The organism is Nocardioides sp. BGA-UO-ETr-FS32 (assembly GCF_059567905.1).
Genome location: NZ_JCAQOX010000015.1, coordinates 803,388 through 829,868, shown reverse-complemented (window position 1 = coordinate 829,868; position 26,481 = coordinate 803,388). Strand labels below are relative to the sequence as shown.

Below are 26,481 nucleotides of genomic sequence, written 5' to 3'. Positions count from 1 at the left end.
TTCGGCGGAGGACGCCACAGACTGGCACAGCGAAGCCAACACCCCAGATCTCGTCCTTGAGCACCTGCGTGTCGCCGGCTGAACCATCACCCGCCGTGGGCACATCAGGGTTCCTGCACGTCGAGGACCACAGGTACCTGGGGCAAGAGTTGACCATGCGGCTCTGGCGACCTATCTGCGGGTGTCGCCGCTGAGCGTGAACCTCGCCGGAGGCACGTGGGCGAGCGGCTTGCTGACCGGCCTGCCTACGACTGCACGTTCACGAGTCAACGGCGCTTCGCGTCGCTGCGCGACGGCCTCCGGCCGCCCTGGATTCGCGAGCCTCCGCGCCCCCGTGCTCGCAGGCCGAAGCCATCCCTGAGAGTCCGTCGGTCAGCAGCCAGGGCTCAGTTACCCGGTGGCACCCCACTCGCGCTGTTCCACGACGGCCTCCGAGCGCGGCGGCAGGTCCTCGTCGTACCGGTCGAGGACCTGCTCGCGGATGAGCTCGCCAGCGGCGCCGCGACCGCTCTCGGCTTCGGTGGCCGCGGCCTCGTCGAGCCACGCGATGTCACTATGAGGGCTGGCCTTCCGGGCTGCGTCGCAGGCCACCCGGACCAGGTCGGTCCGGCCAGCGGTGACCGCCCGCGTCGCCAGGATGTGGGCCGCGTCATGGATGGCTCCCACCAGGATCTCGTCCCACCGCTGCTGCCCCGGCTTGAACAGCCACTTGAACCGGTGCTCGGTGGCCGCGTCGAACGGGGCACCAGTCACCAACGACAGCGCGGTCACCAGGTCCTCCTCGCAGCCGTTGTCACCACGGCGCTCGGCCCGGTGCTTGAGCCGCACGAACAAGTCCGCACTGTTGAGGACCCCGCCGGTCCCCCGCACGAGCTCGTAGGTGGGGCTGGTGCCCCGCCGAGCGCCAGCGCTCATGCTTGCGTCCGGCAGCCAGTCGCTCCCGTCGGGCCGGGTGCCCAACAGGAAGCGGGCGTTGGTGGCACGGTTCTGAACCGTCTTCTGCGTCTTCCACCCGCACGCTACGGCGGCACGCCCCCCGGTGACCCCTTGGTCCTGGACGGCCAGGTAGGCGATGAAGGAGACCGTGCCTCCCGCGTTGTCGATCGACGCGGGGTCGCCACCGTTGAGGGCGGTCACCGCGACCGGCCCGAGCAGGTGCACCTTGGGCCGCGGCGAAGACTCGTCGAACCAGTCAGCGACGTCTTGGTCCAGCGTCGGATCGAGTGCCGCGATCTCAGCGCGGATCTCCTCCGGAACACTCGGCGCGGCCGCGGCGAGGTCCTCGGCGGTCGTAGCCGCGGTGGCCAGGTAGACCTCGTCGGCATCGGGCAGCATCGAGGATGGGTCGTTGCCCGCTGTGCGCCGCGGCTCGGTGTACTCCTCCCGCAGCGACCCGTCGGCCCGGGCGTACTTGCCCAACGGCCCTTCATCGGACTGGGTGGCCGGGACCGGCTGGTCCTCGAGGTTGCGGGTCGAGGACATCAGCGCCGCCATGGCCTCCGCCTCGGAGGTCGGCAGCGTGAAGGCCTTGACGCTGATGGCCCACATCGGCAGGAACGCCATCCCATCGCCGGTCAGCTCGACGGCCGGCGACTCCTCATCTCTGTGGACGACCACGACCCGGGAGCGGTCCCGGTCCTCGATGTCGGCGACGAACGCGTCTTCGGGTCGAGACGACACCACGACCACTACCGGGTTGGTGCTGTCGAGCAGCAGTCCATCGCGGCGCCGGGTCAACACGTCCGCGTCGAGGTTCTGCTCTACCTCACCCATCTCACCGGTCAGCACCGCGGCCCGGGCGAGGGCGTCGCTGCGCTGGACCTGGCGCAGCCGGGTGGGGTTGAGGCCGATGGTCTCGGGGCCGAACTGGTCGGCCAGCAGCACCTCGCTGCCCTCCGACCATGCGTTGACCGCCAGCTCGGCGACCATGAACCGTGCCACGTCGGCCACCTGCTCCGGCTCGCCGCCGATCCCGCACGTGCCCAGCGTCTCCAGGTCGAGCAGCCAGGTGCGGCCGCCGTCGTCCTGCCCGATGCTCACCAGCGCCGGGTACGGGGCGGGCTGGGTCTCCAGGTCCTGCTCGAGGTAGGTCCAGCGCGGAAGCATCCAGGCGCGGGCGTCATCGGTCGCCGTCCAGGCCTCCGGCGGGTCGCCGGGGGCGGGGTGGGTGAACAGCAGCGTCAGGTCCTCATCGCCGAGGACGGCGGCGCCCAGCTGGGGAAGCGGGTTGCCGGCTACCTTGCAGGATGCGGCCACGTGCCGAAGCGCCCGGTCGAGGAACGCGACGTCCTCCTGGGCCTCCGAGCCGTTCTCGATGATCGTCTGCTCGACCTCGACGAGATCGTCGGGCGTCGAGGCGATCGTGCGACCGATCCGGCGGCGGCGGAACTGGCGGCGCCTGTTGGCGGCCACCAGTCCTAGTGCTCCGACCGAGAGGCAGGCGGCGGTGGCCAGAAGCGCCCGCAGGCCCGTGATGCCGCTGTCGTCGCTGGCCTCGTCCGCCTCGGCGGTGTGGGCCGGGACCTGTTCCGTGCTCGGGGAGTCCTGGGTCGTTCTCTGCGAGGGTGCGGTCGGGGTGGCCGGATCGGCAGGCGTCTGCTCCTGGTCGTGCCCGGCCTCCTCGTCGCCGCCTGTGGAGCTGTCGGGGCCGGTGTCGTCTCCCTGCCCGGGCTGGCCGTCGGTGGACTTGCCGGGCATGTGGTCGCGCTGCCCGGGTTCTCGCTGGGGCGGCTGGTCCGTGTCCGGGTCGACGGCCCCCGTGCCCGGCAGTACGAGCACCTGGCCGGGGTAGATGAGGTCGGGGTCGCTGCCGATCACGTCCTTGTTGCCCTCGTACAGCGCCTGCCAGTTGCCGGGGTCACCGCTGGTCTCCTTAGCGATTCCGGTCAGGGTGTCACCGGGGGCGACGACCCGCTCGGTCTCGGTCCCGGGGTCGTGGTCGTGGTCGCCGACGAGGTTGCTCGCATCGGCGGGCAGCAGCAGCTCCCAGCCAGGCTCGATGCTGCGCGGGTTGTTGAAGGTGCGTCCGTCGGCCATGCTCCGCCCCTGGTTCAGGTCCGCGATCTCCTGCCAGCGGAACCCGTCGCCGAGGTGCTTCTCGGCCAGGCCCCACAAGGTGTCGCCCTTGTCGGTGACGATCCTCGGATGGTCGGCCCGCTGGTCCTGGGTGGTGTCCGGGGCGGACGTGACCGGCGGGGTGCCGGGACTGGTCTCCGGGTTCGCGACCGGAGCCTGGTGTGCGACATGGGTGACAGGCAGCCGTGCGGCCGGGGCAGCCTCCGAGGTGGCTGCATGGGAACCGAGCAGCGTCGTCGAGGTGACTCCGACCGCGAGCACGGTGTGGACCAGCATCCGGATGAACCTCTGCTGGCCACCGACCGCGATCGGCAGCCTCGAGGCCCCCTCGGTCTCGTGGCGCAGCGCGGGCGGGATCTCCCACAGGGTGCACAGCAGCAGCTGCGCCCAGACGAACCAGCCCACCAGCGAGACGATCCCGAGCACGGCCGAGTTGCTCATGAGCGACAGCTCGTTCAACCCGCCGTCGGGCCACGGGTTGCCCACAGCCGCGAGCAGCAGGGCAGGGAACCCGACGAGGAGGCCCAGCAGCAGTGCGAGGGCTCCGAGTCGCTTGACCAATCCCAGCATGTTGTTTCTTCTCTCTCCCGGGAACCTAGTTCGGGCCCGTGATGGACGTTGCGGTGCCGGTCTCGTCGACCGGGAAGCTTGTGAAGCCGAGGACGTTGAGGAACGCGTTGTCCGATTTACCGGTCACCCTCACCGTGACGTCGAGGCCGTCGATGTTCACGGTGCCGCTCCAGCCGGCCTGCTGCAGGATCTGGTTGGCGCGGGCGGTCGCGGTCGCCTGGTTGATTCCTTCGGTGCCGTCACGGACGCCGCGCATCTCGTCGGCGGCCGCACGAGCGGCCTGCTCTGCGGCGCGGTGCGCCGCGATCCGCTGATTCATGGCGTTGCCGCCGTCATAGACCAGGCCAAGCAGCACCAGGAACACCCCCGAGGCAATGAGGATCGTCCACGTTGAGACCACACCCCGCTCATCGCGCCGACGCCGCAGCCGTCGGATCATCGGGGACGTCAGAAATCGTGAACCCGTCATGGCAGCCGCCGGTATTGCTCGATGGGGACCACGGCCGTGCTGGTGAAGTCCTTGGCGCCGGGCAGGCCGAACCCGACGACGTCGCTCAGGTTCGCGTGGCAGGTGACCTCGACCCTCACGTGGCCCGAGGTGCGGAAGTCGGTTCCCGCGAACGACACGGTCAGGCGGGTGCAGGCCTTGCCCCGATCTGCCAGCGCATCCTCCGCCGCGTCGCGGCCGGCGATCTGTCCGGCCTCGAGGTTCGATTCCAGGGATGCTGCCCGCGCGGCCGCGTAGGCGGCGTCATCAACCTGGCTGTTCGAGTCGACGATCCGGCCCCCGCCGACGACGACGGTGATGAAGCCGACCAGCACGGTGGTCATCGCCAGCAGCTCGACGGCAGCGTAGCCGCGCTCGTCCCTGGGTGCGCGAAGACGCCCTCGCCAGGAACGGCCGCGCCGCGGGTAGCGGTGGCGGGAGGCACCGAGCGACTGGACGACGACCCCCGGCGAGGAAAGGTTCCTGTCACGTCGGACTCGCCAAGACCCATCTGTCTGGCGGGTGACGCAGTCCCCGCCGATCGTCAGCGGCTCGTCGTCGGGCGTCAGCTCGCGGAGGGCGGCCATCAGGTCCGGATGCTGGGCTGCGAGCGCTGCATAGCCGCCGGGGCCGTCGTGGCTGAAGGAGTCGATGGCATCTCCCGGGTCTGCTGTCGTGCTCGTCAGCCGGGTCATTCCGCGAACCTCTCCCGTGGCACGGTGGCTGTGGCCGAGACCCGCTTGGTGAAGCCGGGCAAGAGAGTCATCACCTCGCCGGAGATGGTGACGGTGACCTCGGTCGCTCCCACGTTGATGTTGACGCTGGTGTTGGACAGGTCGTTGCCGGAGTTGGCCAGGTACTCGTTGGCGGTCTGCCTGCCGGCGTCTTCGGTGCCTTCCCAGGAGGCGGCGTCGACCGCTGCCTCACGGGCCGCGGCGTGCACGATCCGGTCGTTGTAGAGCTGCACGGACCACTGCACCAGCATCAGGAAGATCAGCATCACCAGTGGCATGACGAGCACGAACTCCGGGGCCGCGATGCCGCGCTCGTCGCGGTGGGGCGGGCGTAGGCCCCATGGGGACCGGTCGCGGTTGGGGATGGTCATGGTTGGTCTTCTTCGCTCGCGGTGTCCGGTAGCAGGGATGGCTTTGCGGCTCTACTTGCCGTTGAGCTCGTTGCCCTTGTTGGTGACGAAGGTGCGCACGGCGATGATCGCCAGCGCGGCGATCGCGAGAATGCCGAGCAGCAGCACGAGGTACTCCGGTGCCGAGGCTCCGCGCTCGTCTCGCTGGGCGACCTCCCAGCGGGAGCGCCAGTACTCCAGCACCATCTGCAGTTGGGTGAACTCGTTCATGAGGTGGTTCCCTTCTTCAAGGAGTGAACGTTGGGGTTAGGCGGTGAACAGGAACAGGACGCGGGCGAGGATCACGTAGGCGGCGGCCACGAGGGCCATGACCATCAGGTTGTTGCGCATCGCGTCGGTGGACTTGTTCGCGCGGGCGTGGCCATCGGCGAGGCGGGCATCGCGCATCGACTGGGCGCGGGCGATGAGGGTGTTGCGGATGCTGGTGCCCTCGTCCTGCGCGAGATTCAGCGATGCCCGCAGGTCGAGGAGCTCGACGACGCCGAATCGCTCGCCGACTGCGCCCAGTGCCTGCCACGGGGTCATGCCGTTGGGTCGGGCGTTGTCGATCGCGTCGTAGAGGGTGTGGAAGGCCCAGCCGGTGCCGATCTGCGCGACGGTGGGCAGCGCGTCGGCGTGGCTGCGGCCGCCCTCCATCGACATCACGACCAGGTCGAGGAAGTCCGAGAGCGCGTCGCAGAGTTCGGCGCGTCGCTTCGCAGCGTTCTCCCGTAGTTCCCTGACCTCGCCGATCACCGCGACCACGACCCCCACGACACCCAGGGCGGGAGCAGCAAGCATCGGGATCCCTAGACCGGCGGCGTTGCCCAGCAGGACCAGGGCGATAGGGCCGAGCAGTCCGATCAGGAACCACACCAGCACCTTGGCCAGCCACTCCTCCATCAGCTGACCGGTGACGGCGAGGTCACGCTCGTAGGTCTGCATGTCGTCGGGTCGGCGGGTTCGCAGATTGTCGGCGAACCACTCCGCGGCCCGCTTCGACCAGGTCTGGTCCTCGGGGGCGATGTCCAGGCGGGCGCGGCGGCCGGCCCGGGCGCGTGCCCGCTCCCACCGTGCCGCCTGGTCGGCCAGGGGCGGCGCGGCGGGGAACGCCAGCCGGTGCAGCCGAAGTAGTGCGACGCCCGCCACGGCCGAGACGATCAGCATCGCAATCACCGGGCCACCTCCCGGTTCGTGGCCTGTGCCAGGGGCTCCGCCCCGGACAGGAATCTGGGGTGCGGCTCGGGTTCGGCCAGACGCTGGAGCCGGACGAGCAGGCCCACGTAGACCGCGGCCAGCACCGCGAGGACCATCTGCCCGTACATCGTGCTGTAGGGCTCGACCCAGCCGCGCAGGAAGACTGCCTGCAGGCCGGCCAAGGCGAGCAGGCCGAGAGCGACCTGGTTGGACTGACGTCGTACCCCGTTGCGCTCGGTGAGGACCCGGCGGCGCATCTCCAGCTCGGCGCGAGTGTTGGCGGCCAGGGTCGTGAGGACCCGCTTGAGGCTTCCGGCGCGCTGCTGAGCGGTCAGTGAGAGGGCGATCACGACCTTGTCGGCGCCTCGGTCGTCGACCTCGTCGGCGAAGTGCGCCAATGCGACCGGCAGCGGCGTACGCAGGTCCAGGGCGTTGACCAGGTTCCGCAGCGGTCGGCGCAGCAGCGCGGGCGCACCGTCCAGTGTTGCCGGCAGCGCCTGCTCCAGCCCCGACTCGGATGCTGCGGCATCGCGGAGCGACTCGGTCCAGTTGGCGATCGCCTCGATCTTGGCGACGCTGTGCTTCTCGATCGCACCCGAGCGCGCCAGCTTCGGCCACAAGATCACCACGGCGACCGCCATCAGGCCGGCCACCGGCCAGCGGGTCAAGATCCCGACTGCGACCCCGACGATCAGCGCGATCGTGACCTGCCGGGCGGTCTGCTGGGGGTCGGCCACCTTACGTCGGGCGGTGGTCACCCGGGCCGGGAGCAGGTTCTTGCCGTGGGCGGTGCGGATCACCCCGATGATGCCGAGACAGACCGCCAGGATGCAGGCGACGAAGGGGGTCATCAGATTTGCCACCCCTCATCGCCGTTGGTGCCGGTCGGCTCAGCGAACCTGTTCAGTTCCCTCGTGCCGTCGGGGTCCCATCCGACGTCGAGGAGCGCCTCCTCGCGGATGATCGCCTTGCGGGTGAACTCGGTACGGCCGGTGGCCTTGTTGTACTTCCACAGCTCGGTCGTCTTCACGCCGTCCTCATCACGCCCGGCGAGCTCACGGATCGACTCGATGATGCGGCGCTGACTGCCGTCCTCGGTGCGGATCCGGCGAAGGAACACGATGAAGTTCAATGCGTTTGCGATCAGGCCGTTGGTGGCCTCGAACGGCAGCCGCTCTTGTGCCTGCAGCGCGTAGGTCTGGATCTTGGCGATGACGTCGCGCGATGAGTTGGCGTGGATCGTACTGAGCGAACCGTCGTTGCCCTGCTGCATGGCGTTGAGCATCGTGATGACCTCATCACCCAAGACTTCGCCCACGATCACCCGAGAGGCGCTCATACGCAGGGAGTCGCGCACCAGGTCTGCCAGGGCGACTGCGCCCTCCCCCTCGACGTTCGCCAGCCGCTCCTCGAGCGGCACGATGTCAGGGTGGCGTTCGGGGTCCTCGTGCAGGCCGAGCTCGATGGACCGCTCAATGGTGACCAGACGCTCGATCGGGTCGATCTCGGAGGCCAGCGCCCGCAGGAGCGTGGTCTTGCCCGCACCCACCGCCCCGGCGATCATGAGGTTCTGACGCGACTTCACGAGCGCCGACAAGAACGCGGCGAGGTCATGGTCAACGGTCCCCTCACTCAGCAGGTCCTTCGTGCGTAGCGACGCCGGGACGCCGGCGGCTCGCTCCCGCTCGGCCAGCCCGGGAACCGGAAGCAAGGTGGCCCTCAGGTGGCGGTGCTTGCGGATCGAGATCGACAACCCGTTTGCGCTCACCCCCTGGACTGCGTGCAGACGTGACCCGTCGGGCAGCCGGAGGGTGACGTGGTAGTTGATCAGGTCGAAGGGCCGGGTCGACAGGCCGTCGTGAGCCGAGATGGTCTTGACGATCTCCTCGAGCTCCTTGTCCGAGGACGCCACCGGAGGAAGCTGCGCCTTGCTGCCGTCGGCGTAGGTGACGAACACGCTCTGCCAGCTGTTGATCACGATGTCTTCGACCTCCGGATCCTCCAGCAGCTGGTCGAGGTTGCCCGCGCCGAACAGCTGCGCCTTCAGCGCGGCCTCGAGCCGGTCCCGGGCGTCTTCCTCCAGCGGCGGACGGCCGTCCTCGACCAGGTCGGACTCGTACTCGGCCAGCACCGAGGCCAGCAGTGCCTCGGTGTGCTGCCGAGCGTCCTCCCCCTTCGGGATCGGCTGGCCTGTGCGGCGGAACTCCTCCAACGCCTTCCCGCGACGAGCACCCACCCTGGACTGGAGACGCTTGACCAGCACCTGGTCAACCGGCACGAGCTGCTTCAGCTGCATCCCGTTCACGGGCGCACCGCGCCCGTTCGAGCCGAGTCCGTTGCTCTCCATCACGCCTCTCCCCCCTGGCCGGCGAGCGCATCGAGCACTGCGGCCTCGTCCGCTGCGTACGGCCCGACACCAGCGGCCTGGTTGATCTGGTCGTTGAGCACGCCCGCGGACTTCAACAACGGGGTACGTGCGTTCTTGCCGCCGACCCGACCGGCGTGCATCGCCTCGACCCCGGTCGGGTCCAGCGCGATCCAGCCGATCCCAGCGATCACGCCAGCGGCGTTGCTCGGCGCCAGGATCCGCCCGACGTGCTCGACCACCGAGCCGGCGATCCGCTTCGGCGTCACCACCACCGGCACCACCACCGGCGGTGCGTTGCGGATGTTCGCCAGCACCGGAGCAAGCCGCTCCAGCCGGTCCTTGAGGTGCATCACCGCACCCACCTCCGGGCGGGTCACCATCACGACCACATCCGCGGCCGCCGCGACCGGGATGGTCGGCGAGCTGGAATGGATGCGGCCCAGGTCGGCAACCACCCGCGACGCGGAGGCACGCAGCGCCTCCGCCAGCGGAGCCCAGTTCTTCACACCCGCGGCCTGCTCGGCCGAGAAGTGCCCCGGCACCACCCGAGTCGACCCGGTGAACTCATGTGCCCTGCCAGCCGCCAGCCCCGGGGTCACCGACGTACGCGCCTCGGTCGCCAAGGTCAGCACCGTCGGAGTCGGCGGGAACGCCTCGCCGTGGCCACCCGGTGCGACACACCGCAGCGCGAGGTCACCGCCATACGGGTCAGCCTCGACCACGATCGTCGGCTCCGGCGTCGAGACACCCAACACCAACGACGTCGTCGTCGACCCCGGGGCGCCGCGGTCGCAGCACACAGCGATCAGCATCAGCCCTGCCCCCCGGTAGATGCATCGGGCTGCGGGGCAGAGTCAGCCGGGTCGCCCTCGGTGATCGGGGCCTGCAGCAGCGTCAACTGCCCCACCGCCCCGTACGCCGCCACCGTCTTCGCATCGGTCTCCGCGATCAGGATCGTCACCACCACGGTGCCGTCCTGCGACTGCTTCGAGGAGTACACCGTGGCGCCGGCCGAGATCACCACCGGGTCATCGAGCGCCTTCGGGTCGCCCGACTGGCCCTCCTGCGGCACCGCGATCGCGTCAACCACCGAACCTGCCGCCAAGGTGTCCGGCACGCGCCCGGCCGGGAGGTTCACCGCGATCAGTCGCTTGCCCTCCTGCGGCAGCAGGTCGGTGGTCACCGAGTCCACGGTCAGCACCTGACCCGGCAACAGTGCGACCGTCGTGCGCTGCCCGAACACCGAGTCGACATCGGAGACCAGGATCGCCCCCTCGATGCCAGACACGCTGCGCGAGACCAGCAGCGGGTCCTTGGAGGTGCGGACGTCGTCCTCGGTGATCGGGTGCCCGGCCGGGATCGGCTGGGCAACCACCAACACCTCCTCCACGCCGCCCTTGTTGACATAGAGCCAGCCACCCGCGATCACCGCCGCGATCACAACCAGCACGCTGATCAGCATCTGGCCGTACTTGCGCGGAGCCTTCGACACCGCCTTCGACAGCGAGGCAGCACCAGGCAGCCCGCCCGGAAGCGGATTGACACGTCCATTGTTCGCCCGGCGCGAAGTCCGAGAATCCAGGCTGGTCACATCTACCTCACTACTGTCTGTCGCTGATACACCGTGATCGAGGTCGAGTCACCGGCGAGCGCAGTCACGTCGCCGAGGTTGCCGCTGGTCTGGCCGCCACAGTTGCCGGTACAGGTCCATCCAGCCGAGTAGTTGATCCGAGCCGACACCGTCCACTTGTCGCCCTTGGGGTCCTTCATCTCGTCGTAGGCGTACGAGCAGTTCGTCGGCGCGTCCTCAGGCAGCCCCTTGACCCACTCACGGCCGGGACCCACACACGAGACTGTTTCTCCGTTACCCATGTCCCACGAGGTGTAGGACGGCGTCGCCGCTAATGTGACCGTCGCGCCGGCAACAGTCAGGCTCACCGATACGTCGTGCCACTGGTCCTCGGGGATCCACATCCAGTTCGAGTAGTTGATGTACGTGTGGTAGGTCGGCGGCGGCGCGATGTGCGCGTTGGCCAGTTCGAACGGCGCCTGCACCACGAGCTGTTGGGCAACCTGGGCGGGGTCGATCACCGCCGCCCCGTTGGGCACGAACCACACGTTCTCGGGAACCGAGACAGTGGGATCGCAGGACCAGAGCGCGCCCTTCGTCGGATCGTGTCCCTGCCAGAGGGGGGATCCGGCATCGGGCTGCGGGTTGAGCGGAAACGCGTAGCAGTTGTGCGCGCTGTTCCAGACGAACCCGTAGTCGTTCACACACACCCCATTAGGTGCGGCCGGACATGCTGGCCCGGTCGAACCGGCATTACCCGGGTTGCCGGGATCGGCGTCACCCGGATCCGCGGGGATCGTGTCGGAGAGGCAGAGGCCTGAGGCCGGGTCGACAGGGTCAGGCGGGCAGTCCGCCCACGTGGGGCCACTGCCGGCGACCAGGATCACCACGGCGCCCGCGAGGCCGACGGCGGCCGCTGTCGCGGCTGCCCCTACTCGGCTGAGCATGACGACTTGTCCTTTAGCTTCGTCTCGAGGTGCATCCAGCCGTGCTCGGCATCCGGCTTGGTCATCGTGATTAGTAGCGGCGTGATCAGGTGCTTGGGCTTGTTGACCTTCTGCGGCTTGCCATTGCGCGTGTAGCGCAACGGCCGGTAGTCCGTGCACTGGACGATCCTCACGTCGCCTGTGCCGTCCTTGTTCAACCGCACCGACTTCACGTACGACCAGAGCGGCACCACACCCTCAACAAGCCGCAGGCCGCCCTTGTCGTACGTCTCCCCCAGCGTCACCATGTCGCGCTGCCACCAGAAGTCGTACTCCTGGAGAGTTGCCTTCGCGCCCGGGGTCAGCCTCCCCTGCATGTGGATCTGGTCGAGGAGAGGGCGGTACTCGTTCCAGCGGTCCATCGCCTTGTGCGCCGCTGCCAGCTCGACCTTGGTGAACTCCGACTCCCAATCGGCCGGGAGGCCACCCGCGTCAGTGCTCGCGGTCGCCGTTGGCGATGTGCTCGCCGTAGATGACGGCGTGGGGTCCGAGTTCGGCTCTCCTCCCCCGCAGGCGGCGAGAGTGCCCGCTAGGGCGAGAGCGGTTGCAGCGATGAGGGTGCGCTTCATGAGCGTCGTCCTTCCGGAGCCCGAGTTGCCCGATGCACGGGCCTTGTGCACCAGTCTCGGCGACATGGCCGACAGGTTGCCGACCGCGCCGTTCTTGGAGTCGAGTTCAAGGTGACGTCCTTCCCTCCGTGTGGTGCTCTCTAACTAATGAAGGCAACCGGCGGCGGAGCGGATCGGACACTGCGCGCGAAATCTCCGTCGTGCGGGTGACGGCGCGCGTCACTCGAAAGGGACGCTTCAGCCACAGAGTCGTGGCGTGACGTCCGCAGCTGCTCGTCGTGAACTGCCGAGCGACATCGCGACGGGGGCTGAAACCCTGCTTGGGCACGGGCTTCGGGCACCACATCAAGAGCGCCGGGGTCACCTGGTTCCCCGGTCGCGTCGACTGCTGACGCATTCCCAAGACCGCGTCCTTCCCCTCCCGCCCGAACGGGGGAGGCAATCAATTGTCCGTTGTGCCGTCAAGCCCCTGACGGCCTGGCGTGACCCGAGGTTCGAACGGTCGGGCCGTTCCTGCATTACCCTGAGCATGACACATGAACGGCACTAACTGCAGTTCAAGGAAGGAAACTGGCGAGTCTCGGGGTCCGGCACAATGCAGTCCGTGCCACGTCTGTCGAAGCCGCCGAACATGCCCGAGGGGGTGCTGGCGATGCTCGACGCGATCGGCAACAGTGCACGCACCGAGATCCTGCGGCACCTTTCGCTCCGAGCCATGAGCACTCCGGAGTTGGCTGAGGCGATCGGCGTATCCCCCAGCCAGGTGCTCAGGCATCTGGCTGTCCTGGAGAACCTTGACCTGGTCAAAGCGGACCACCCGCGCGGCTCACGTAGGGCGAAGGGCCGGGTCGTGCTCTGGGAGACCAACCACCAGCGGGCAGAGGAACTCGGTCGAAGCTGGATCGACTACGTCACCGGCGGCCAATCTTCCGACTCCGCTCAGGGTCGGTAGAAGCCAACGGATGAGACGCATTTTCTCAGGAGGTGTCCGATCCGACGTGACTGGTGTTGCTCTTGTTGATGTGGCAGCCCCGGTCGGTTCAGGTCGAACAGGACGCGGCGGACGCGTACGCCCGTGAGCTGGTGACGGTCGAAGCCGAGCGGGCCGCCTACCGCTCCGGGATCCCTCGAGCTGGACGGCAGGCCGAGCGCGCGCGATCAAGGCAGCCCGCGAAGGTTCGGGAGAAGGGCTGGTGCGACAACCTCCCTTCCGCCGGCCGGGCCGAGCGACCTACCCGCGCCGGTCTCGACGAGCTCGACCAGTACCAGACCTGGCTACGCGCCGTCCCGCCCGACGAGTACGTCGCCCGCAGCCTGAAACGCAAACAACGGTTCCAGGACCTCTCCCGCCGAACGAGGCGCGTCGGTCGCCGCGTGGGACCGGCACCGGCTCCGCTACGGACTCACCGTGCAGCGACTCGCCACCCCGGCCGACCACGAGCGGCCCTCCACACCTGACGTCGAGCAGGCGGCGCTGCTGCCCGATGGTGCCGCACACGCGACGCCGCGTTCCTCGAACGCCAGGGCAACCTCTTCGATGGAGCCGACACCGGGAGGCCGCAGGCTAAGCCCAGCCGGAGCCGAATGCCCCGCCACCTCGTCCGGGCTCAGCCGTTGTCGCGGATGTAGGCAGCGAAACCGGGGATGGTGAAGCGGAGCTTCCCGTGGCCGACCGATTCAATGAAGCCCCGGTCGATCAGTTGCTGCCGCGGCCGGCTCACCGCAGTGGTTGGCACACCGAGCTCGGTGGCGATCGCGGCTCGTTCCACCGGCCCGTCGCCGGCTGCGGCCATGGCTGCCAAGAACCGCTGCTGCTCGGTCGTGGTGCGGGCCAGACGGGTGCGGAACAGACCCGTCATGCGGTCCTCGATGTCCTCCTCGGCCCGCCGCACGTGACCAATAGCGATCGTGCTTCCCGGGGTGGGGCGTGCCACCTCCCACGCCGCATCGCCAATCAGCTGCACCTTGTGCGGATAGCCTGCGGCGAGCTCGATGGCGGCGAAGATCGCCTCGTCGGCCCAGGTGACGTGATGGTGCTCCGCAGGCACCCGGATCGCCTCGGCGACAGCCACCTCGCTGAGAAGGCCGAGCTCGACGAACCGCGAGCGCTCTCCGAACGTGGCCGCCTCGGTCACCGCCGCGGGCAGCGAGGGCAACCCCGCAGCGATGATCGCGACCGGGGTTGCGTCCGGTGCTCCATCGAAGTGCTGCAACCCGATCAGGAGACTCTTGCGGTCCCCCAGCTGGGCCTCCTGGAACTCGTCGACGAACACGACCAGGCCCTTCGCATCGTGGTTGCGAGCAAACCGGCCCGCATTCTCTAGCAACTCCTCGAGTACCGCAGAGACCGGCGGCACCTTGTCATCGGCGGAAAGGGTTGCGCCGACCTTGACGCCCGGGACTCCGAACTCGACCTGGATCTGGTCAAGGCGGTGTAGCAGCGCCTTCGACCGCTCCCCGAAGGAGCGGTCCTTGACCGCCACGCTCAGCCCTTGCGCGAGGTCCGGCGACATCGGCCGGTCGTCACGGCCGGTGACCCACACCGTGAGAAACCCATCTTCGATCGCGTCGCGCTGGGCCATGCGCAGCAAAGACGTCTTCCCCAAGCCGCGAGGGGCATGGAAGGCGAGCAGCGGTCCGCCCGAGCGACCGAGCATGCTCAGCCGCGAGACCTTGTCGCGGATCAGATCGCGCTCGCGGCCGCGGCCAGCGAGGTACTCCGGAAGAGAACCGGGTGCGTACGGACTCGGCTCCATGGACAGCACCTCCCGCATAGGTCCGTATAACTCACGCCGAAGTATACCCACCTATGCGGGGCCGGATGTGGATCCAGCACCCACGCCGCGCCGCGACCCAGATTGTCGTGACGCTGTCGCGAGAATGAACGGTCCGCTACCCCCCCAGCAGTGTCAACCACCCGTCGCCGCTGCGGAAGACCCCTCGCTCCCCCACAGGCCCCGCCTGCCGCCGTGGGCGATGTTGTTCCGCGGTGGTTGTCCGATCCTGGGCGCGACCGGTTGCTTCTCCGCGGCAGAGCACACATCTCACGAGGAGAACGACCGATGAACCAGTTCCCGAGCAACTCGTCCGGCGCCGCCGGTAACCCACGTCCTCATCCGGTGGTCGCGCTGCGCGACCAGCTAACGCAGACCATGACGGCGGCGAACCAGCTCAGGTCCATCCTCGCCACGGTCGATGACCCCGGGCGCAGGTTCGGTGAGATCCGATGAAGGAGCGCGAAGTGCTCGCGGCCGCCGACGCCGTCTTCGACGCGGAGCGGGCGCTGCGGCGCGCGGCTGAGACCGTCGATGAGCTCAGCGGCGTCGCAGCTTCGTCGCTACGGGTCCTGGACGAGGCCGCGTCCGACGCCTTCTACGCCCACCAGGAGGAGCGGAGGGACTTCTATCTGGAGTCCGCCGGCGAACACCTGGGGCGGCTTCGCAACAGGTCCGGCGTCATGAACGAGCTCGGCGACGACCTCACCCGCCATCTCACCGCGGCTAGCGGCGCGATCGGGCGCGCTGGCCACCAGCTCGGCCGCGGCACCGACGTAGACTACCGTGACGTCGAGATCCGGGCCCTGCGGACTCACATCGCCGTCCTCGCCGAGGTCGTGACGCTCGCGCGCCCCATGGCAGATCAGATCACCCGCCACGCACAGCATGCGGCCGAGTCGGCGACGGCGACCGATGCGCTGGTGCTCTTGGATTCGCGTGTCCACCACGCCGGCCAGGAGGTGACCCGTGCCGACGAGGGCGTGTCGATGATGCGCTCGGTGATCGAGAGCGCGCAGTCGAGGGCGCGGACCTCAGCCGCACTGGCCGGGCCACTGAGCTACGCGCCCGCCCACGCGCCTGCGGTCACGCGGGGGGGCCGGGCACAACTGGTCGGCCGTTGGTCCAGCGGTCCCCCGACGCAGACCCACCAGCCAGACAAGCCGGGCCACTCCGGCACCGACATCTGAACCCCGGAGAGAGGTCCACGCGTCATGGGTGATCGCACACCGATTGAAGCCATCGTCTACTCCTGCCCGCCGGAGCGAGTGAATGTCCTCCTCGAGGTCTTCGAGGAGTTCGGACTGGGACACGAGTTCGTGCTCCCTGGCGACCCAGCGCCGCGGCCCGCCAACGCCAGCCGCCAGCGCATGCTCGAGCTGGGCCGCGGGTACATCCACAGCGAATCTCGGTCGCCTCCAGCGCCGACTTCGCCACGGCGCTGCGCTCCGACACAGCATGGAAAGTCCCGGGCGGACCCGAAGTACGAGCACCTCGGCGAGGTGCACCTCAATCACCCCGACCTGGGCGTGTTCGTCGCGGACTGCGACGCGCAGGGTCGCCCCGTGTTCACCAGCGAGGCGATCGACCGCCTCATCGAGCGCACCGACGCCGACCGCGTACAGCTGGGGCACCTGACAGGCCGCACCTGGGAGATCGCACTTGAGCAACTCGGTTCGGCGAACAAGGGGATCGTGATCCCAGGCGACACGCCGCCGACGTCGGCGCCGCTGCAAGCTGTCGCGCTCAACCAGCTCGCGTCCGGACCATCGCGGTGGATGCCCGCCGACGCGCCCGGACAGGCCCGGTCGACAACGGCCCCAGATCGGTAGCGCTCCGCTGTCCGATCCGGCCCGTGATCGGTTGCTTCTCCGTAAGAACGTGCCCTCCAACCAGAGCAGGTGATCGTAGATGACCAACGTTCTCAAGATCAGCTCGCACGACGAGCTGATCTCCTCCATCCCCCACACATTGGGGTTCATTCCTCGGGGGATGGTTTGCCTCGCCTTCGGCGACGGTCCCACCGCCCGCCTCGACATTCCCGACTCTCCCGAAGAGATGGGGGAGTTCCTCCAGGCGCTCACCGACGTCTACCTCCACCGGCACCACCCTGACCGCGTCGCCCTCGTGGCGTACGGCGAGGACTGCCCCGCCTGCATCCAGGCGCTGGCTGCCTTGGGTGGGGCTCTGGTCAACAGCGAGGGCCGCGGCCCCGCCGTAGGGCCGATGCTGTGGGTCAACGGCGAGGAGTGGACCGACCTTCTCGAAGGCACCCGCGGAACCGTCGACCCCGGCGCCCGCGCCCGGATCGACGCGGAGTTCGCACTGATGGGCCGGGTCATGCCCGTCGGCCGGCGCGAGGACCTCGCCGCAGCGATGCAGGGCGACCCCACCGCGGTTGCCGAGCACCTTCCTGCCGCCGAAGCACGCGTACTGGACATGGATGTGGCTGCCCGACGGGCCGAAGTCGAGTGGCTCGGCGCACGGCTCGACCAGTTCCGCCGTGACCGGGAGTACCTCTCCAACGGCGACGCGGCCCGGGTGCTGGCCGTGCTCCACGACAGCGCCGCCCGGGACGCGGCGGTGTTCAGCATGAGCCGCGAGGACGCGCCCGTCTTCTCGGAGTTCTGGCAGGACCTCGTGCGGCGGGCGCCGAGCGAGGTGCGCGACAGCCCGGCGACGATGCTGGCGCTGAGCTCGTTCCTGGAGGGCAAGGGAGCCCAGGCGTGGACCGCCCTCGACCAGCTCTCGGAGAGCGACCCGTTGGCGGACCTGGTGGCCGCTGCCCTCGAGCAGGCCGTGCACCCGCGTGAGTGGGACCGTGCCGTGCCCGCGGCCGCCGGCGCGCTGATGCAGCAGGCGGCATTGAGCGACACGTTCGCGCAGGAGCGCCGTGCCCACGACCAGGACGCCAGCAACGCCCCCGGCGTCAACGGTGCCGGCCAGGAGTCGTCGGCCCCGGGCCGCTGAGAAGGACGGAGACAGACCCGTGCAGAACACTCGCTCGCGACTGGAGAAGCGCCTCGCGAAGCTCCTCGCCGCCACTCCCCCGCTCGCCGCGCCGCACACGGCGGGACACACGAAGGTCGACTTGCTCTACCTCGACGAGGAGACCCAAGACCGCCTGAACCGCAGCCTGCGTGAGTAGGCACTGCCGCGGTTGTCAAGGTTCCGGCGCGCGGCCTGTGGATAGAGATCCGCTATCCACAGACCGTCGGCGGTGCGGTTGCGCTGTCGGTGGTTCTGTACACACTCAGAGTGGAAGTGTCGGCACGATCGGGTCGTGCCGGCTGGGCGCGGATTCATGAGGCTCCCTGCCCACGAGGGGACGTGAGGAACATGCGGACGTCGACCAAGCTGATTCGCCTCTGCGCCGTCGTGCCGGCCGGTGTCGCCGGCAGCTTCATCGCGGTCATCGGCCTGGGCTTCCTGCCCGGCGCGGGCCTGGTGATCGCGTTCCTGGGCACGCTTGCCTTGTCGATCGGTCTGGCGTGCGGCTGGTTGGAGGCTCCGGCCGCCCGGATCTTCGGGTTCGCCCGCGGCCCTCGCCCCGGGCAGCGCGCCGTGCTCGAGCCGACGCTGGCCCTCCTCGAGACGCTGGACCTCGCCCCCGGGCGGGTGCTGGTGCGGCTGACCGACACCGACGGCCTCCCTGCTACTCCGATCGGCCGGGACACGGTGATCGTGGAGCCGTGGCTGGTGCAGGGCCTCTACGAGCGGCGGCTGGCGACCGAGGATGCCGCGACGGCGATCGGGCACGCGGTCGCGAGCCAGCGGGTCGGCCCGTCCCGGTTCGACCTGGCGGCGCGGCTGTGGGCGCTGCCTTGGACGCTGGTGTTCGTGGTTGTGCGGCAGATCGCGCGCATGTTCTCGTGGGTGTCCGCCGGCGGGTTCGCGTGGCATCTGCGGATCGTGGTCGGTGTCATCGCGGTCTTCCAGGGCTTCCAGCCGGGCGGCGATCCTGCGATCGGGGTCGCGGCCGGCGTGCTGGTGGCGATCAGCTACGTCGCACCGGCTGCCGAGGGGGCCTGGCGCTCGGTGGTACAGCGCGACGCCGACCGCATCGTTGCGCAGCGCGGGCTGGCTGGGTCGTTGATCCAGCTTGCGCAGTGGCAGCACGGCTCCGCCTCGCTGGAGCGGGTGCAGCGGATCCGTGCAGCTGCGGCCGAGCGCGTCCCGTCGACGCGGCCGGAGCCCGCCGAGGGATCGGCGGTCGAGGCGGCGTCCGGCGCTCGGGTGCTGACCCTCCCCACCTCACGACGGTGAACCAGGGAGGAGACGACGACCGTGGATGACTTGCACCTGGAGGCCGACCGGATCTTCGGGCCCTGCAACGACCCGACGTGCCCAGGTTCCAGGCCGGCACCGGGCCGCGAGGCGCGCCTCGACCTTGACTGGGCCGGGCGGGGCCATCTTCGCCTGGTCCGGGGCGGCGAGGATCGCGCCGTGGGAAGCGACGGCGACGAGTAGCAGGCCACCACAGGACCCCTACTGCTGGTCGCGGATGTCCAGTGGCGGCAGGGAGTCGACGATCGTCATGGTCTCCAGCGAGACGGTGACGACGCGGGCCAGTAGGTCGAGGATGTAGCGCGGGTCGCCGACTTCGCGGGACCAGGCGTTCGGGTCGTTGACGATGCCGGAGTTCTTGTCGGTCTTCACGTGGTAGCGGTCGATGATCCAGTCCACTGCGGATCTGCTGCCGAGCCGGTAGCGGTGCGCCTCCTCGGGGATGCCGGCGAGGGTGATTCGGTCGTTGAACCGGATCGAGCTGTGGTCCTTGTCGGCGCCGCTACCGACGTACCGCATCTTCTTCTCGCCGACGGCGTAGAACTCGTAGGGGTTCCCGACGGGGCTGGTGTTGAGGCCGTCGAGCGGGTAGGGCTGCGCGGTCTCGTAGCTCCGGTGCAGCTGGTACAGGTCGCGGCCGGCGGCCGCGAAGCCGGCGAAGTCCGCGACCAGTGGGATCCGGGGCAGTGACTTCTTCAGGTCGGCGGCGTACGCCTCCCGGTAGGTCGGGGAGTGCAGCACTCCGTAGACGTAGTGGAAGACGTCGTCCTTGGTGATGTCCAGGCTCGGATAGGTCGCTTGGAAGCGCTGGCGCGCGGCGTCGGTGATGTTGTCGATGCGGCGGTACCCGTCGACCGTCTCGCCGGTCTCCTCCGTGGTGCCGAAGTCGAGAGTCCCGTCGTCGGGTTCCGCGATTGGCTCGTAGCGCCAGCGAGCGAAGAACTGGCCGGTGTCGAGGAGGTGGAGGTCCGGGATCGCGTCGGTGGCGATCGCGCAGAACTCGTAGTGCGAGGAGACGCCGGTGAGGAGCACCCCGTGGTTGGCGTGTGCGGGGGTGGGGAACGCCTCGGGCAGCCGGCGCCGGTCCTCGTTGAGGTCGGAGGAGAAGTAGACGTGCTGGCGGAGGAAGGGCCGGTAGAGAGCGACCCTGTGGGCGTCGGCGGCGACGCTGAGGGGCTGGCGCTGGGTGTACTTGCTCAGGAGCCGCCGGGACGAGGCCGGCGACGTGCGCAAACCGAACATCGGCCTGGTGACGCGGGTCGAGAACCTCCCCCGGCGCCTGGAGCGGGTGCTCGAGGACGTCGAGATGGACACCACCAAGATCACCCGCGAGGCAGAGAAGGCCCAGGCGGGCCTGGTCGACGCCTTCCCGCGTGCCGGCGAACTCGCCGAGGTCCGCGCGACGCGGGACCGGCTCTCGGCCGAGCTGGCAGCCGGCAGCGCCGAGAAGGCCGCCGGCGAACACGCGACCGAGCACGACCCCTCCTCCCCCGCGGCTAACGGATCCCAGCCCAACACCCCAACCAGCCCGCCCGGTCAGCCGGGCCAGGCGGGCCAGACGGCTCGTCCCGCGCTCGCGCCTCCACCCCCTCCCCCGCCGCCCAGGCCCGGTGAAGGGCCTCGGCCACCGGAAACCCCGGGTTGGTCTCGATGAGCCCGGCCGGGAGTCCAGTTCCTGTCCACAGGCGGCCCGGCACGGCTGCATGTCACCGGTCCTGGCGCGGCGGGTGCACTGCCGTGGCCTGTTCTGTTCCACTGGGTGGCGGGGCCGGGTCCGCTGCCGACCTCTCTCGAAAGGACAACACCTGATGCCTGTTCCCACCACCGATCGCGCCGGCGACGTGTACGACGCGACCCCGGACTTCGTCTACGCGGTCTCGCTGCTCGCCGCGCTCGAGGACGCGACCGGGCAGGACGGACACGCCATGGTGTTGCCGTTCCTGGGCATGGCCCGCGCCGAGCTCACCGACTTCGGGCAGCGGCGCCCGGCCCGCTACGTACCGGTGCAGATCGGCGACCTTCGGTCCGGGCTGGCCGACCTCGAGCGGCGCCTCACCGCGCTCCTGGCGGACTCGCAGGTGCTCCAGCACACCCTCCGCCTCGACTCAGCTCGCCGGCTGCTGCGCCGCGGCGTGGCCGCTGTCGCCTAGGAACCCTGCGATGACCGCGGCCGGGTCCGCGAGGTCACCGGCAACCTGCTCGACCAGCCGGTCGGGGCGCTGGTAAACCCGGTGGAACCGAAACTTCGTTCCCCACGGGTGGTACCACGGCGCAATCGTGAAGCGGGTGGACCGGCGGGGTCGAGGCCGCCGCCGATCGCGACTTTGTCCAGCCTTCACAGGCGCGGCATCCTGACCGCGGCCGCAGAGTTGTGTCGGACCTGTCGGGAACACTCAGGAGCCAACGAAGGAGGCCGACCATAACTACCACGGACACCCGACGGCTGCGCCTCGCCTGGCATCACGGCCGACGACGGCGCGACTATCTCTCGCTGCAAGCCACTATCACGCCTTTGGCGGCCGATGGAGATCACACTGCCCTCGCCAACGTGATCGTCGCGGTAATCGAAGAGTGCCTACCCCGCGACGTCGGCCCCGACGGGGGCTCCGCCCTCCTTCTTGGAGACTGGGAGGAGATCGACGGGCTCCCACTCCAGTACCCGAAGGACGCCACCGACCTCGCCCCTTGGCATCAGGTCGAGCACCAGTTGCTCACCCAGCACGGCCTCAGCCGGGACGACATCACCGGGGTCGTCGGCTACGCCCGACCCCGCTGGTGGAAGCCCGCCACGGCATGGGAGACGCGCGTCGCGAAGAGCGAGCAGTAGGCGGAGGGGCACGGCCACCTCTCCCCCACCGCCTCGCTCACGGCGCCCCGCCGCGGCCTCGACTGTAGTCACGTCAGGGTCAAGGTGTCCGATCCTGCACGTCGGAGGTTGCTTCTCCGGACATGACCAACGCGCTGCCCAACGATGCGACCTGGACCGACTATCTCAACGCGCACGGCGGCCCCGCGGCGTCGGGATGGTGGGTGACCCTGCGCTGGTTCGCCGACTCGGTGCACCCGCGGCCGGAAGTCGTGGGCCCGTACTCGTCGTACGAGCAGGCGGTGGCCGCCATGCAGGACTCGCCCCTCATCGACGGCTTCGCCGAGGACACCAACCGCAACGAGTGGCTCGATGACGTGTACGTGGCCACGGATCCGGCCTCGATCGCCAAGATGTGCGCCGACTACGGGCACTGGGTCACGCTGATCGACCCGGGTGACCCGAGCCATTTCGGGGACCCCGACCCCACCCCGCCGCGCAACGCCGCCTCAGTGACGGCCCGTCGCGGGCTGCTGCAGGCCGGCGCACTGCACCCACCCGGCTCGGATGAGAGCCGGCCGGACGCCGAGGGCGTCGCGGAGCCGGTAGACCGCTCCCCCAGCCCGCCGGGCAGGTAGTCGCCCGTCTCCACAAGCATTTCCCGCCGCGGTGTCCGATCCGACACAGCGGCGGTTGCTTCTCCGGGCATGGCAACGACTTGGCCCGTACGGCGCCCGGCTGGTGGCCCGCGATGACGGTCTCCACCTATGGCGAGCACGCCGAGAACGCGGCGCAGGCGCTGAACAACCTGATCCGCGATGACGTGATCCCGGCCGATGAGGCCGCGGTCGACCAGCTGCTGCATTGCCGCGAGGCCGTGGTCGACGCGCTGCGGCAGCGGCTGTACGACGTCGGCCAGGACAGCTGGTACCCGCCGCCGGACCACCTGCCGGCCCCTAGGCCGAAGCCGACACTGGCTGCGCTGGACGAGAAGCTGGCGACGCTGGTGGACAACATCGCCTTCGCACTCCCCACGCTCCCCCTCGACGAGCGCCGCTCCCCCGCCGACTACCTCGCTCCCGCCTCGACCGATCCGACGGTCGAGGCGTGGCGAGCGGCGGCCATCGAGCTGCTGGCGGCCTCTCATGCGCTCTCGGCGGCCGCCGAGCAGCCTTGGCGCACCGATCCGGGGGCCGGCTGGTGGGTGATGCGCGACGTGTCGGTGGCCCTAGAAGCGGTCCTCGTGCTCGACTCCCGCCTTGAGGAGGTCGGCCTGCTGGCTGAGCATCAGCGACCGGATGACGCGATGAGGCTGGACGAGAAGCGCATGGTGCTCTCCCAGACAGCCCGGGTCGCGACGTGGCATGCCACGAGCGCGAGCCCCGATGAGGCCACCCCTCGCATGCGGCAGGCGGCGCCGTCGACGGTGGTGGAGCCGGTGTCGCTGGTCTCGACGCCTGACGACCTGGCGGCCGCACAGCGACGGCTTGCGCGGTTCCTGCGCCCACTCCATGCCTCCGACGCGTTCTACGCCGCTGAGCCTGAGATCACCGCCGACTCTGCACGGCAGGTTACGGCCAGCCAGCTCTACCTGTGTCGTGCGTTCGCGAAGGCCGCCGGCCAGTCGGTCAAGACCGGCAAGTTCGCGGCGCTCTTCGAGGAACGCGCCGAGGTGCTGGAGTCGTTGCAGCCCCAGATCAGCCACTTGCTCGACGTCTCCGAGGTACGGGACCCGAACATGCGCCGCTTCTGGCAGCAAAGCGAGCTCACGACCGCGGTGGTCCGGATGGAAGACCAAGGCGTGCCGATCCGGCTGCAGCCCACGCAGTTGGTCGAGCTGGCCAAGGCAACCCACGAGGTCACCCACACGCTGGGCAAGGCACTGCGCCGCGAACTGCTGCGTACCAACAGCAACCTGCGTGACGGCAACCCTCGTCACGCGGACGGGCCTGTCCGGGTCGGACGACGCTCGCGGCTGGAGGCCACCCTCACCGATCTGATCAACATGCCAGCACCCAAGTTGCCGGTCGCACAGTTCAACAACCCGCTGCAACGGGCCGCTCTGCGTCGGACCCTCGACATGACGCCGACCGCGTCGCAGCCACCGTCCCCATTCCCCGCCGCGCGCAGCCTCGGCACGAGCGGCTACGGCCAGTGAGAGAGGGGACCTGCCGTGTGTCGTCCGTCCAAGGCCGAACTCCAGGCCCGCCGCCGAACAGTCGGCCAGCAGCCTCCATCGAGCTCGACTGGCAACACCACGACGGCTGCCAAGCCGGGGAAGACCACGACTCAGCGCAGCCATCCCCCTCCGGAACAGCGCCCCGCGCATCCGGTCGCCATGCCGGTCGATTCCGACGGAGTTGCCCAGTTCGACCCGTTGCTGGCAGCGGATCAAGTTGCCCCGTGGCTTGCGCCAGCCGAAGGCCAACTGGGAACACGTAACGACAGCCCGGCTGGCCCTGGGATGAGGGACTGAACCACCATGGCACGACCAACTGCGGCACAGAGGCAGGCACGAGCGGTACTCGATGCGCGAGAGAAGTCAGCCACGGAGAGGGCGGAGCAGGCCCACTCGGCAGAACTCTCGGCACAGACCGGCGCGCCCGGCCGGTCAGCGTCCCCGTCGACGTACGGCCCCGCCTACGACCCGCTCCTGACCGTCGACCAGGTGTCGGACTGGCTAGGCGTCCCCAAGGGCACGCTGTACCAGTGGCGGAGCCGAAGCCGAGGACCGCGCGCGATCAAGGTCGGCAACGGCATCCGGTACCGGCGCAGTGAGATCGAGAACTACCTCGACCTCCACACCGACGCGCGCCCCGCCTGATCTGGGTACGATTTCCGATCCACCACCGCCACGGAGAAGTCACCATGTCTCGTAACTCAAATGCCCTGGGAGTCAGCTCGTTGCGTTCGCGTGAGGCCGGCCGGTGAGCGGTCGGCCGCCGATGCCCCCTGGGACCTGGGGGAAGATCAGCGTCACGCGGACCAAGACCGGGACCTACCAGGCCGAGGCTCGCTATGCCCTCTTCAGTGGCCGTGTAGCCAAGCAGCGCGCTCGCGCTAACAGCGAGTCGGCCGCCCGAACCGCCCTCATCCAGAAACTGCAGGCCCTGAAGGGTTCAGATGTGGGGGACGGCGAACTGACCCAACAGAGGTCGATCGCCGAGTTGGCCGCCTTCTGGCTGAAGGAGAAGGAGGTCGACAACAACGTCAGCGCCAATTCGCTGCGCGCCTATCGGAGCGTGGTGAACAACCAGGTACTTCCGGCAATCGGGCAGCGGAGAATCGCCGACTGCCGCACAAGTGTCATCGACCGAGTCATCAAGGACCGCGCCGCGACTGGAGCGGACGTGACGAAGCTGCGGAACGCGCTGCACCAGATGTTCGGCGTCGCAGTCCGGCATGACGCCATCCCGGCGAACCCGGTCAAGGAGGTCGCTCGGATCTCACGGCCGCGGAAGGAGATCACCTACCTCGACCTCGAGCAGGTCAACCAGGTCCGTGCGCTCATCGACACCGAGATGAAGCGCAAGCGACCCGGGCCGCGGATGTCGGCCGACCTCCGCGACATCGTCGACCTGATGCTCGCCACTGGATGTCGCATCGGCGAAGCAGCCGGCTTCATCTACCCCGAGATTGACCTCTCCTCCGAGACCCCGACCCTGACAGTGTCGGGCACGATCGTCACCGAGACCGGTAAGGGGACGTTCCGCCAGCCGTGGACGAAATCGGACGCCGGCTACCGGACCCTGTTTCTCCCACCATTCGCCGTCGACATCCTGATGCGCCGGATGATCGAGAGTCCCGCGAATAGGAACGGCGCGGTCTTTACGACCCGCAACGGAACGTGGCGTCAGGTCTCCAACTGGGAACGGTTGTGGAACCGGGTAGTCGATGGCACCGCCTACGACTGGGTCACGTTCCATACCTTCCGCAAGTCGGTCGCGACGCTGATCGACCAGACGGTCGACTCGAAGGCGGCGCAAGCCCAACTGGGTCACGCCAACGAGGACATCACGCTGGAGCACTACATCCACAAGGCCAAGGTCGCTCCTGACCTGACCGACTACCTCGAACGGTTCCGGCCGCCCATTACGCCAAAGACGTGACGAGGCCCCACTCGGCGCCCGCCCACTCGAGAGTGCCCTCGCTGTGTTCACGGCGAGGGCACTTGCATGTTCGCGCCCGGGGGACGCGCGCTAAGTGCCCACACAAAGAGCCCAATTTCCGCCCACTTATCGCTTTTGGTCAGAAACCTGAAAGGCCCTCTGACCAGCGTTTCCGCTGGTCAGAGGGCCTTTCTTCGTAGCGGGGGCAGGATTTGAACCTGCGACCTCTGGGTTGGATCGGCGCCCTGCCGACCGCTACCGAACGTTGCGGGATGCCGCCGGATGCTCCGTGTTGATGAGGAGGAGTCCTCGCTGACGGTTCCGACCTTACCCGACGGGCTCCTGAAACTTCCGGCTGTTCTTGGAGGGTTGATGGAGGGCGATCGAATCTGCCACCGGGCCAAACTCGGGCTCGCTCAGGGCGCCTGTCGGACTCTTCGCCGATCGTTGCGTCCGCCGCGCCGAACAGCGCTTCCAGCGATTGCTTCCATTCGGGCAGGTCGCGCGAGAGCCACGTGAGCTCGCGGTTGATCTCGTCGTACTGGTGGATCAGGAAGTTG

Annotated in this window: 28 protein-coding genes; 14 read left to right on the top strand and 14 right to left on the bottom strand. The window is 69.0% G+C overall.

The features are described 5' to 3' along the window. Nucleotides 1-390: 390 nt before the first annotated feature. The 12 genes from AC57BS_RS17510 to AC57BS_RS17455 all read right to left on the bottom strand — a co-directional run bounded on the left by AC57BS_RS17510 (nucleotide 391) and on the right by AC57BS_RS17455 (nucleotide 11,945). Nucleotides 391-3,645 carry a LysM peptidoglycan-binding domain-containing protein gene (locus AC57BS_RS17510; protein WP_496412717.1) on the bottom strand — a complete coding sequence of 1,085 codons (3,255 nt, stop codon included), beginning with the start codon at nucleotides 3,643-3,645 and terminating at the stop codon, nucleotides 391-393. Nucleotides 3,646-3,670: 25 nt separating this feature from the next. Beyond that, nucleotides 3,671-4,084, bottom strand: coding sequence for a pilus assembly protein TadG-related protein (locus AC57BS_RS17505; protein WP_496412716.1), 414 nt, complete (start codon nucleotides 4,082-4,084; stop codon nucleotides 3,671-3,673). Between the two features lie 26 nt (nucleotides 4,085-4,110). Continuing rightward, entirely contained in the window at nucleotides 4,111-4,719 is a 609-nt protein-coding gene (locus AC57BS_RS17500) for a TadE/TadG family type IV pilus assembly protein (RefSeq protein ID WP_496412715.1), read from the bottom strand. A gap of 104 nt (nucleotides 4,720-4,823) precedes the next feature. Continuing rightward, nucleotides 4,824-5,237 carry a TadE family protein gene (locus tag AC57BS_RS17495; protein WP_496412714.1) on the bottom strand — a complete coding sequence of 138 codons (414 nt, stop codon included), beginning with the start codon at nucleotides 5,235-5,237 and terminating at the stop codon, nucleotides 4,824-4,826. A 51-nt stretch (nucleotides 5,238-5,288) separates the two neighbouring features. Further along, nucleotides 5,289-5,486, bottom strand: coding sequence for a hypothetical protein (locus tag AC57BS_RS17490; protein ID WP_496412713.1), 198 nt, complete (start codon nucleotides 5,484-5,486; stop codon nucleotides 5,289-5,291). Between the two features lie 36 nt (nucleotides 5,487-5,522). Beyond that, nucleotides 5,523-6,422, bottom strand: coding sequence for a type II secretion system F family protein (locus tag AC57BS_RS17485; RefSeq protein WP_496412758.1), 900 nt, complete (start codon nucleotides 6,420-6,422; stop codon nucleotides 5,523-5,525). Nucleotides 6,423-6,427: 5 nt separating this feature from the next. Beyond that, on the bottom strand, nucleotides 6,428-7,303 hold the full coding sequence (locus AC57BS_RS17480; protein WP_496412712.1) for a type II secretion system F family protein: 876 nt from the start codon (nucleotides 7,301-7,303) through the stop codon (nucleotides 6,428-6,430). Next, nucleotides 7,303-8,799, bottom strand: coding sequence for a TadA family conjugal transfer-associated ATPase (locus tag AC57BS_RS17475; protein WP_496412757.1), 1,497 nt, complete (start codon nucleotides 8,797-8,799; stop codon nucleotides 7,303-7,305). Before AC57BS_RS17475 ends, AC57BS_RS17480 begins: the two co-directional genes overlap by 1 nt. Continuing rightward, complete coding sequence (locus AC57BS_RS17470) at nucleotides 8,799-9,632, bottom strand: hypothetical protein (protein ID WP_496412711.1); 834 nt, start codon at nucleotides 9,630-9,632, stop codon at nucleotides 8,799-8,801. The genes AC57BS_RS17475 and AC57BS_RS17470 overlap by 1 nt, the downstream gene beginning before the upstream one ends. Then, nucleotides 9,632-10,411 (bottom strand): SAF domain-containing protein, encoded by a 780-nt coding sequence (locus AC57BS_RS17465; RefSeq protein ID WP_496412710.1) that lies wholly within the window; start codon nucleotides 10,409-10,411, stop codon nucleotides 9,632-9,634. Before AC57BS_RS17465 ends, AC57BS_RS17470 begins: the two co-directional genes overlap by 1 nt. Nucleotides 10,412-10,413: 2 nt before the next feature. Next, nucleotides 10,414-11,094, bottom strand: coding sequence for a hypothetical protein (locus AC57BS_RS17460; RefSeq protein WP_496412709.1), 681 nt, complete (start codon nucleotides 11,092-11,094; stop codon nucleotides 10,414-10,416). 227 nt (nucleotides 11,095-11,321) lie between these two features. Beyond that, nucleotides 11,322-11,945, bottom strand: coding sequence for a hypothetical protein (locus AC57BS_RS17455; protein ID WP_496412708.1), 624 nt, complete (start codon nucleotides 11,943-11,945; stop codon nucleotides 11,322-11,324). Between the two features lie 595 nt (nucleotides 11,946-12,540). On the opposite strand from AC57BS_RS17455, the gene AC57BS_RS17450 reads away from it, so the two are divergent. Continuing rightward, entirely contained in the window at nucleotides 12,541-12,897 is a 357-nt protein-coding gene (locus AC57BS_RS17450) for an ArsR family transcriptional regulator (protein ID WP_496412707.1), read from the top strand. Between the two features lie 655 nt (nucleotides 12,898-13,552). Here AC57BS_RS17450 and AC57BS_RS17445 read toward each other — a convergent pair. After that, nucleotides 13,553-14,701 (bottom strand): ATP-binding protein, encoded by a 1,149-nt coding sequence (locus tag AC57BS_RS17445; RefSeq protein ID WP_496412706.1) that lies wholly within the window; start codon nucleotides 14,699-14,701, stop codon nucleotides 13,553-13,555. A 306-nt stretch (nucleotides 14,702-15,007) separates the two neighbouring features. Here AC57BS_RS17445 and AC57BS_RS17440 point away from each other — a divergent pair, with 306 nt between their 5' ends. The 6 genes from AC57BS_RS17440 to AC57BS_RS17415 all read left to right on the top strand — a co-directional run bounded on the left by AC57BS_RS17440 (nucleotide 15,008) and on the right by AC57BS_RS17415 (nucleotide 18,985). Further along, nucleotides 15,008-15,175, top strand: a complete 168-nt coding sequence (locus AC57BS_RS17440) for a hypothetical protein (protein WP_496412705.1) — start codon at nucleotides 15,008-15,010, stop codon at nucleotides 15,173-15,175. A gap of 11 nt (nucleotides 15,176-15,186) precedes the next feature. Further along, on the top strand, nucleotides 15,187-15,909 hold the full coding sequence (locus AC57BS_RS17435) for a hypothetical protein (protein ID WP_496412704.1): 723 nt from the start codon (nucleotides 15,187-15,189) through the stop codon (nucleotides 15,907-15,909). Between the two features lie 24 nt (nucleotides 15,910-15,933). Beyond that, nucleotides 15,934-16,551: a DUF3145 family protein gene (locus AC57BS_RS17430; RefSeq protein WP_496412703.1), complete on the top strand. Its 618-nt coding sequence runs from the start codon at nucleotides 15,934-15,936 to the stop codon at nucleotides 16,549-16,551. 79 nt (nucleotides 16,552-16,630) lie between these two features. Continuing rightward, nucleotides 16,631-17,689, top strand: coding sequence for a DUF4192 domain-containing protein (locus AC57BS_RS17425; RefSeq protein ID WP_496412702.1), 1,059 nt, complete (start codon nucleotides 16,631-16,633; stop codon nucleotides 17,687-17,689). A 19-nt stretch (nucleotides 17,690-17,708) separates the two neighbouring features. Next, nucleotides 17,709-17,867 (top strand): hypothetical protein, encoded by a 159-nt coding sequence (locus tag AC57BS_RS17420; RefSeq protein WP_496412701.1) that lies wholly within the window; start codon nucleotides 17,709-17,711, stop codon nucleotides 17,865-17,867. 191 nt (nucleotides 17,868-18,058) lie between these two features. Beyond that, on the top strand, nucleotides 18,059-18,985 hold the full coding sequence (locus tag AC57BS_RS17415) for a hypothetical protein (protein ID WP_496412700.1): 927 nt from the start codon (nucleotides 18,059-18,061) through the stop codon (nucleotides 18,983-18,985). Nucleotides 18,986-19,207: 222 nt separating this feature from the next. On the opposite strand, the gene AC57BS_RS17410 is transcribed toward AC57BS_RS17415, so the two are convergent. Then, entirely contained in the window at nucleotides 19,208-20,320 is a 1,113-nt protein-coding gene (locus AC57BS_RS17410; protein ID WP_496412699.1) for a type ISP restriction/modification enzyme, read from the bottom strand. On the opposite strand from AC57BS_RS17410, the gene AC57BS_RS17405 reads away from it, so the two are divergent. The 7 genes from AC57BS_RS17405 to AC57BS_RS17375 all read left to right on the top strand — a co-directional run bounded on the left by AC57BS_RS17405 (nucleotide 20,232) and on the right by AC57BS_RS17375 (nucleotide 25,921). Further along, nucleotides 20,232-20,660 carry a hypothetical protein gene (locus AC57BS_RS17405; protein ID WP_496412761.1) on the top strand — a complete coding sequence of 143 codons (429 nt, stop codon included), beginning with the start codon at nucleotides 20,232-20,234 and terminating at the stop codon, nucleotides 20,658-20,660. The two genes, AC57BS_RS17410 and AC57BS_RS17405, sit on opposite strands and share 89 nt — an antisense overlap. A 154-nt stretch (nucleotides 20,661-20,814) precedes the next feature. Continuing rightward, nucleotides 20,815-21,156, top strand: coding sequence for a hypothetical protein (locus AC57BS_RS17400; RefSeq protein ID WP_496412698.1), 342 nt, complete (start codon nucleotides 20,815-20,817; stop codon nucleotides 21,154-21,156). Between the two features lie 398 nt (nucleotides 21,157-21,554). Then, on the top strand, nucleotides 21,555-21,833 hold the full coding sequence (locus AC57BS_RS17395) for a hypothetical protein (RefSeq protein WP_496412697.1): 279 nt from the start codon (nucleotides 21,555-21,557) through the stop codon (nucleotides 21,831-21,833). Nucleotides 21,834-21,955: 122 nt separating this feature from the next. Then, a complete protein-coding gene (locus AC57BS_RS17390) occupies nucleotides 21,956-22,450 on the top strand; it encodes a hypothetical protein (protein ID WP_496412696.1) in 495 nt (164 codons plus the stop codon). A 113-nt stretch (nucleotides 22,451-22,563) separates the two neighbouring features. Continuing rightward, nucleotides 22,564-23,970, top strand: coding sequence for a hypothetical protein (locus tag AC57BS_RS17385; RefSeq protein ID WP_496412695.1), 1,407 nt, complete (start codon nucleotides 22,564-22,566; stop codon nucleotides 23,968-23,970). A gap of 324 nt (nucleotides 23,971-24,294) precedes the next feature. Next, a complete protein-coding gene (locus AC57BS_RS17380; RefSeq protein WP_496412694.1) occupies nucleotides 24,295-24,636 on the top strand; it encodes a helix-turn-helix transcriptional regulator in 342 nt (113 codons plus the stop codon). 103 nt (nucleotides 24,637-24,739) lie between these two features. After that, nucleotides 24,740-25,921: a tyrosine-type recombinase/integrase gene (locus AC57BS_RS17375; protein WP_496412693.1), complete on the top strand. Its 1,182-nt coding sequence runs from the start codon at nucleotides 24,740-24,742 to the stop codon at nucleotides 25,919-25,921. Nucleotides 25,922-26,481 lie beyond the last annotated feature (560 nt).